This window comes from Desulfoluna sp., from assembly GCF_030145185.1.
Taxonomy (GTDB): Bacteria; Desulfobacterota; Desulfobacteria; order Desulfobacterales; family Desulfolunaceae; genus Desulfoluna.
The window spans coordinates 44,191-50,766 of record NZ_JAQYWB010000045.1 but is presented as its reverse complement, the minus strand read 5'-3'; the positions used below and the strand labels follow the sequence as shown (position 1 = coordinate 50,766).

8 protein-coding genes are annotated in these 6,576 nt (G+C 41.5%); 6 read left to right on the top strand and 2 right to left on the bottom strand.

Annotated elements, in window-relative coordinates; all coding sequences use genetic code 11:
- Positions 1-119 precede the first annotated feature (119 nt).
- The 5 genes from Q1Q75_RS15015 to Q1Q75_RS14995 all read left to right on the top strand — a co-directional run bounded on the left by Q1Q75_RS15015 (position 120) and on the right by Q1Q75_RS14995 (position 3,663).
- Entirely contained in the window at positions 120-461 is a 342-nt protein-coding gene (locus Q1Q75_RS15015) for a hypothetical protein (RefSeq protein ID WP_300672264.1), read from the top strand.
- A 141-nt stretch (positions 462-602) separates the two neighbouring features.
- Entirely contained in the window at positions 603-908 is a 306-nt protein-coding gene (locus Q1Q75_RS15010; RefSeq protein WP_300672262.1) for a hypothetical protein, read from the top strand.
- Between the two features lie 395 nt (positions 909-1,303).
- Positions 1,304-1,981, top strand: coding sequence for a class I SAM-dependent methyltransferase (locus Q1Q75_RS15005; protein ID WP_300672260.1), 678 nt, complete (start codon positions 1,304-1,306; stop codon positions 1,979-1,981).
- 169 nt (positions 1,982-2,150) lie between these two features.
- A complete protein-coding gene (locus tag Q1Q75_RS15000; RefSeq protein ID WP_300672258.1) occupies positions 2,151-2,963 on the top strand; it encodes a DUF4261 domain-containing protein in 813 nt (270 codons plus the stop codon).
- Between the two features lie 343 nt (positions 2,964-3,306).
- Positions 3,307-3,663: a carboxymuconolactone decarboxylase family protein gene (locus Q1Q75_RS14995; protein WP_300672256.1), complete on the top strand. Its 357-nt coding sequence runs from the start codon at positions 3,307-3,309 to the stop codon at positions 3,661-3,663.
- Positions 3,664-3,920: 257 nt separating this feature from the next.
- Here the strand turns inward: Q1Q75_RS14995 and Q1Q75_RS14990 are convergent, their stop codons facing one another.
- Positions 3,921-4,418 (bottom strand): type 4 pilus major pilin, encoded by a 498-nt coding sequence (locus Q1Q75_RS14990; RefSeq protein ID WP_300672254.1) that lies wholly within the window; start codon positions 4,416-4,418, stop codon positions 3,921-3,923.
- A gap of 310 nt (positions 4,419-4,728) precedes the next feature.
- Here Q1Q75_RS14990 and Q1Q75_RS14985 point away from each other — a divergent pair, with 310 nt between their 5' ends.
- Positions 4,729-5,178 (top strand): DUF3795 domain-containing protein, encoded by a 450-nt coding sequence (locus tag Q1Q75_RS14985; RefSeq protein WP_300672253.1) that lies wholly within the window; start codon positions 4,729-4,731, stop codon positions 5,176-5,178.
- A 299-nt stretch (positions 5,179-5,477) separates the two neighbouring features.
- Here the strand turns inward: Q1Q75_RS14985 and Q1Q75_RS14980 are convergent, their stop codons facing one another.
- Positions 5,478-6,539 (bottom strand): hypothetical protein, encoded by a 1,062-nt coding sequence (locus tag Q1Q75_RS14980; protein WP_300672252.1) that lies wholly within the window; start codon positions 6,537-6,539, stop codon positions 5,478-5,480.
- Positions 6,540-6,576 lie beyond the last annotated feature (37 nt).

The following is a 6,576-nucleotide window of genomic DNA, read 5'->3' as shown; positions in this document are numbered from 1 at the left end:
CTGTGGGAAAGGAAATTATGAAGAAAATAAAGAAGATGAAGAAAATAATTTTAAAATGTGGGAACTGAAGAAAAAAAGAAAGGAAGAAAATTGACTACACTTTCGTACCGCCAGTGAGCATGCAGATTAAAGACGCCGCTGACAAAGACTTGGCAACTTTTTGTGTAGATGCTATCGACAAGCCAGATAAAGAAGTTGAAATAGGCGGCCCCGAAACACTCACTCAAAATGAGATTGCATCAATCGCCTTTGAAATTTTGGGTAATAAACCGAAAATAACTCATATTCCAGATTGGGTAAGGATTGCTATCCTCAAACTGATCAGGTTACTTACTGGAAGCAAGGTTTATGGACCAGTTGAATTTTTCATGACAGTCATGGCAATGGATATGCTTGCCCCTGAATATGGTAAACACAAGTTAAAGGAATACTTTACTAAGCTGAATAGCGCAAATGCATAACAAACGCATCCACAGCCGACCGGGCTACGTCGGCGTTTGTTTAAACGTTTTAGAAATTTGTAATTTAACAATAATATTAAAAATTTCGTGATGCCCGCCCGTCGGGTGATGCGAAGCGTTCGCTAGCAATACGATAAATTTGTGAATAGAGGGTATTGGTATTTAGGTTGGTCTGAAAAACAGCAGCCAGCACAAGCGAGTTTACGGGATCAAATGGTTCCTGGCGATCGTATTGCAATAAAAAAAATGTTGGGACAAGGATCACCTGATATTGAAATACGTGCTATCGAAATTATCAAAGATATCGATAATGAAGATAAATGTGTATACGTTGATTGGCTTTTACGAGATATGAATAGAAAAGTGTCAAGTAAAGGGGCTTACAAATTAGTCCATGGTCCGTGTACCTCGGATGCTCAATGGCTAAAAGAGGTTTTTTATATCTAACCCGGATATTTAATGAGAAAACGATTCTGCTGCAGCAATAAGAAGTTATTGCAGGCTGTTATTTTGAAAAATTCAGGTATTTGTAAAATACAAAATGTAATTCACGTTTTCTGCTTGATTTCTCACCCTTCGGGCGAGCCGAGTGCACCCATTTTCTGCGTTATCAGAGCTTTGAGGTAAACCGCTACATCTGCAGCTCTGATGCCTTGAATATGAGCGCACTCGACTCGTGAAATATTCGGGCTAAGTCCCTGCTTTTGAGCAAGAATTGCTTGTATCCCACCGGGTGCAAGGGCGGTTCTCTCAGTCGACTTCGACGCCCGAGTGTTGTCAAGTATCAAGCTCTGTCGTGCTTCGGCACCCGTCGGGTGAAGCACGCGTAGGCAAAGGAGACCATGGATAATCTCGATTTTCAGAATACATATTGGGATAGTGTCGCTACAAAAAAAACGTTTTCTCATCCTATTCAATTAGATCAATTACGAAAATTGACCCTATCACAGAGCAAGATACTTGATTATGGATGCGGCTATGGCCGAACTTGCGCTGAACTTATAGAAAACGGTTACAGTGATGTGGTTGGAGTCGATATTTCATCAGAAATGATCAATCGGGGCCTATCTCTACATCCAACCCTGAACTTAATGCATGTGGACTATGGTATATTACCTTTTAAGGATAATACATTTTCTGCATGTACATTATTGGCAGTTTTAACATGCATACCAACAGATACGGGACAAAAGGAAGTTATCAACGAGTTGTACAGAGTTTTGAATTCTAATGGAATTCTCTACATAAGCGACTATCCTTTACAGCAAGACATCCGAAACAATCAGAGATATCGTCAATTTGAAAATGAATATGGCAATTTTGGGGTCTTCCGGCTTCCTGAAGGGGGCATATTTCGGCATCATGCCATGTCTTGGGTTTACGAGTTATTATTTCAATTCGACATTCTGATGGAAGACAAGATTGAAGTATCAACGATGAATGGAAACAAAGCGAAAATATTTCAAATCATTGCAAAAAAAAGATTGCGTTGTGACGCTGAGCATGAGCGGGATTGGTAGCCCCGCCGTGCAGTGTTTTTCATTGAAATTTCATAACAGGTTCTGAAACCTGTGCGGCGACGTGGCGCGGGCCTGTTCAACAATTTTTTGAAGATAGACAGCTTCGCCTCAGGGGGGACCTCCCTGCGCGCAGACTGCAGCAACTATAGCGTTAACTTAAGGAGAATTCATGTCAGATACAAATGATGAAGATGGTTTCGCAAGGACTTACGGAGTCGAATTACTTTTTGAGGCCGAGCCTAAAATAGATGTTAGTGCAGCGGTAGCGGAACTTGAAGAACGTATTGGAGCAATCGACCATAAAGAAAGTGGCGATCAAAACATGTTTTTTTTAATGGATCACCAAGTCACCTATGAGGGTGAAAAACAAGTTCCAAGCCAGCTCATTCTTGTGCATGCCGATCCAAAAAAAGATAAAGACTCGCTATATGAAGTAGTCCAGCAGAGTTGGCGAACTCCAAATGCATCAGAAATCGTTAGTCGTACAAAATATAAGGTACTGCTCACCGATATCATGGCGTCAGGCTTAGAGCCAAAAGAAAGACACTTTATTCTTTCAAATGCTATAAGTGTTTTTATCAAATTCTCAAATAGCATAGGTGTTGCAAATAAACGAACTCAACAAATTATTGATTCATCTGAAATCATATCGAGTTCTGACCCATTATTGGGATTTATAAATATTAGGTTTTTTAATGCAGGAGATCAGGGGCTTTTAATGGATTCACTCGGTTTAGCCGCTCTTGGTTTTTATGACATACAATGCCACTTTGTTGACCTTGATCCAAATGAGGTTTCATCTCAGTTATACAATATTGCATATTACATTTTTAATGAAGAACCCGAGTTTGATAACGGGCATACAGTTGCAGGCGTTAATGGGCAAAACTGGAGCGTGCAATACGAAAATTCACTGGTTGCGCCTCATCGAAATATTCTCGATTTAAACCCTGGAACTGAGTATGCGGTCGGAAACAGGTAATAGAATATGGGGTCGGGCCGTAGTACCTGTTTTAAATAATATGATTAGAGCCTGATTAAACTACATCTGACAAAATGAAATTAATCATAATATTTATTGTTATATTGGTGCTTAATGCGCATCGCATACCCGGTATGTGATAGGTTTGATGCCATTTTTCAAGAAGTTTGGGCCCTTCTCCTGAATCGCCAACTTTTGCTTTTGGCAGAATCTTACATGCAAAAAAATGTCAAAGAAAGCTTGTGTCAAATGTGTAGGTGACCCCTCACTCATCGGTGGGTTAGGACTTTATGCAAAGTCGCTTTATAGCTCAAGCATTGAAACCTTAAAAGGGAAATATATAATGAAAAATTTAAGAGAAGAGTACAACCAGATAAGTGATAATTTCTGGGAGTTGATCGATTGGCAAGAGGAACAGGGAGAATTATACCAGGCCCATTACAAGAAAACCTATGAGTCTGGCGTTCTGGACACTAAGACCAAACGTCTGATGGCCATGGGGGCAGCTATAGTTATGGGATGTAAGGGGTGTATTTTAGGACAAACACAAAAGGCTATTGATGCAGGAGCAACACGAAGTGAGATCATGGAAACCTGCTCTGTTATGCTTTCTCTTGGTGGGACCATGGCAGGGTCCCAGATTTCAATTGTTATGGAACTATTGAAAGAAATGGGTATGATCGATGCTGACAAAAAATGAACGGGAAACTATATGCGTACGTGATTATTTTAGTAAAAATCCACATAAAATAATACCGCACGCATCGATGCCATAAAAGAGAATTTTTGATCAAATGTGCTAACCCGGATATTTCATGAAGGGTGAGAAAAGCGACTTAAAAACGCCGGATTACATTTTGCATTTTTGAAATGCCTATAGCTTTCTCAATAAACGGCTCTAATAACAATATGATTGTTTTGGCTGGGTCGTTTCCTCATGAAATATCCGGGTTGGGGCTATTCTAAAATCATCACGATATCATACGTTTTATGCTCTGGATTGCTGTCGAGGGGGCAAATCGAAGCAAGTTTCTTTTTGTTGTAATTGAATGTCGGGCCTTTAATCGTTACATTATTTACCTGAATTTCCTCGATAAGAAAGTAGCTTTTTAAACTGGTGATTCCTAACATAAATTCTTCGCATTCTTTGCCCGCAGGGACGTTACGGTAAATTATTTTGAATCCTTCAACACCAATATGTGACAGTTCAATCTTTTCTTTCCACCCACTAAGCAAATAATCGTCCGTTTTCTCAAACGAAGAGGGGACAAACTGAGCCCATTTCATTTCAAGGCCTAAATAACTCGGTGCGCCGTGGTATTCCATCCGAATTGCCTCGATTAGTTCATGAAGTTTCCCAACTTCTTTTTTTGCAATAGTGCTGCGGCATCCTGTAAGGGTTATCATAACGAGTGCTACGGTCACCAGAAGAAAAAAATTGCGGCCTATTCTCATGTTATTTATCCTGTTTGAATGTATGGATGTGGAATTGCTCATTTCTATAGTGAAACTATATTTCACTATATTGATACTTTTAGACATAAATCATAGCCATAGAATAGGAAGACAGCTTTTGTCAAGGCAAGAGATGAGAGGTTTGGCCTGCCTTCTTTGATGAAATGAAATAGCTGATAATGTGTGTTGGATTGGTGGCAAGGTCACGAGAGTTGAATGGAGAGTACGAGATCGTGCACTCGACTCGTGAAATATCCGGGATATAGTCTTTCTTGTTCAAATTAATTTAAAATTATGAGGAGAATTAACGATGGATTACTTTCGATTGACGGCTCCCTGCGGCCTTGACTGTTTTAACTGCCCTTTTTATTTGGCCCATGAAAACAAAGAGGCAAGAGCGGCTGTTGAAAAAATGTCCGAAGAATATAAGGTGCCTGTTGACATAATGCTGTGCAACGGATGCCGCGATCACGATGGCAAAATACCGTTGCAAAAGCATCTCTTTGGCGAGTCGCATCGCTGTGCTGCCTATGAATGTTCTAAAAATAAGGGGCATGATTTTTGTGGGGATTGTGACGACTTTCCGTGCGACAACTTACACCCTTATGCAGATAGAGCGACAGAGCTCCCACATAACATGAAGGTCTTCAATTTGTGCTTAATAAAGAGAATGGGCCTGGAACATTGGGCAGCATCAAAGGCCTCTGACGTTCGTGAAACCTACTTTACAACGCCATGGACATTAAGCATGCGCGCATAAATAAGCAGACTAAACCTGCGTCGAGCGCATGTGGCGTATACCCTTGATACGGTTGGCTATACGTATTTCTGCCGGCATGCTTATCGGACAAATAGTATGATTGCCTTCTTCATGGGTCATTATTCAGCTCATGAAAAGCGGCCTCCGGCGGCGAGGTGCCACCTCGAAAGCGGTTTTGCTAATGCGCCTTTGATTGAGATTGGCTTGAACCTATTTCTTCAACTTTTTAAAAGTTTAGACCTCGGCAGGGCCGCCGGAGGCACAAGCTGAATAGTTACCTTCATTGCAGGAAACATACTTTAGAATCGGGCGGTATCTATAAAGCAGACACCGCTTAGTTCTGAGTCGATGTCTTCGGCCAACTTGACCGTTGGGGTTGGTTTCTTTTCTGTGATTGTTTTATGTTTTACAGAATGGGTTTTAGGCGGTGAGATAATTTCGTGTGACTCCATCTGAAGGTTTTCGCCCTGTTTTTTTTCGTTATATCCGACAATCAGATTGCCGGTTCCATTGACCTTGTCGTGGGTGCTGCCTGTTCCATTCACGATATGAAGATTGATTCCACTGAAGAGGATTTCGTTTTTACCCCGTGACACCCCTTCCAGAAGTGCATGCAAGGCATTGACTCTGGTTTCGAGTTTTTGAGTCTGAAGGCGCTGGTGTGCCATTGTCTTCTGGAGATTTTGAGCCTGCAGGCGCTGTTGTTCCGTGGTCTCTTCGAATTGTTGGGCCTGCAGGTGGTATTGTGCAATGGTCTCTTCGAGTTGTTGGGCATGCAGGGATTGCCGGGTTACACTTTTTTCGAGTTCTCTTATTTTTGCAATGAGGCGTTGTGTCCGATCATTTTTCTTTTCAGCGATTTTCTTTGTCTCGAAAAGGCAGTCTTCCACACCGGATCTTATAAAAAATTCGCAGAATTGAGACGTGGTGCTTGTCTTGTACTGTTCAATATCACTGGGGCCAAACCACTTGATATAATTCTTTGCGTACCGCTTCAGGCCCGAGGGGCCATTTCCTTCAAACAGCAGGGAATAGACAGCTGGATTTATGGAGAACCGTGAGCTGTTTTTCACTGTGTGGGAGACCTTAAACGAAATCATGGAATAGGTTGAGTTAAGCCTCACAATATCTATGGGGCAGAGAAATTTTATTTTCCGTTTACGTTTGATCGCCTCGGTCCTGATGATCTCAGCCTGAGCCCCAGTGATAATGTCTTCGTTTGCCAGTTGTTTCGGCCTTCCACCCGGAAGGAGCTCGATATATGAGTTGTACCCTCCAACCGGCTCGCTTGCTGCCGGGAGAGCAAAGAAAATGAGGGATGCAAAGATGATGAAGCATAATAAAAAAGAACTTAGTTTCATGTTTTGCCTCCAAAAATCACAATTTTATTTAAGTGTT

Coding starts and splice junctions, on each gene's coding strand:
- Q1Q75_RS15015 (WP_300672264.1), top strand. CDS start 120: ATGCAGATTAAAGACGCCGCTGACAAAGACTTGGCAACTTTTTGTGTA.
- Q1Q75_RS15005 (WP_300672260.1), top strand. CDS start 1,304: ATGGATAATCTCGATTTTCAGAATACATATTGGGATAGTGTCGCTACA.
- Q1Q75_RS15000 (WP_300672258.1), top strand. CDS start 2,151: ATGTCAGATACAAATGATGAAGATGGTTTCGCAAGGACTTACGGAGTC.
- Q1Q75_RS14995 (WP_300672256.1), top strand. CDS start 3,307: ATGAAAAATTTAAGAGAAGAGTACAACCAGATAAGTGATAATTTCTGG.
- Q1Q75_RS14990 (WP_300672254.1), bottom strand. CDS start 4,418: ATGAGAATAGGCCGCAATTTTTTTCTTCTGGTGACCGTAGCACTCGTT.
- Q1Q75_RS14985 (WP_300672253.1), top strand. CDS start 4,729: ATGGATTACTTTCGATTGACGGCTCCCTGCGGCCTTGACTGTTTTAAC.
- Q1Q75_RS14980 (WP_300672252.1), bottom strand. CDS start 6,539: ATGAAACTAAGTTCTTTTTTATTATGCTTCATCATCTTTGCATCCCTC.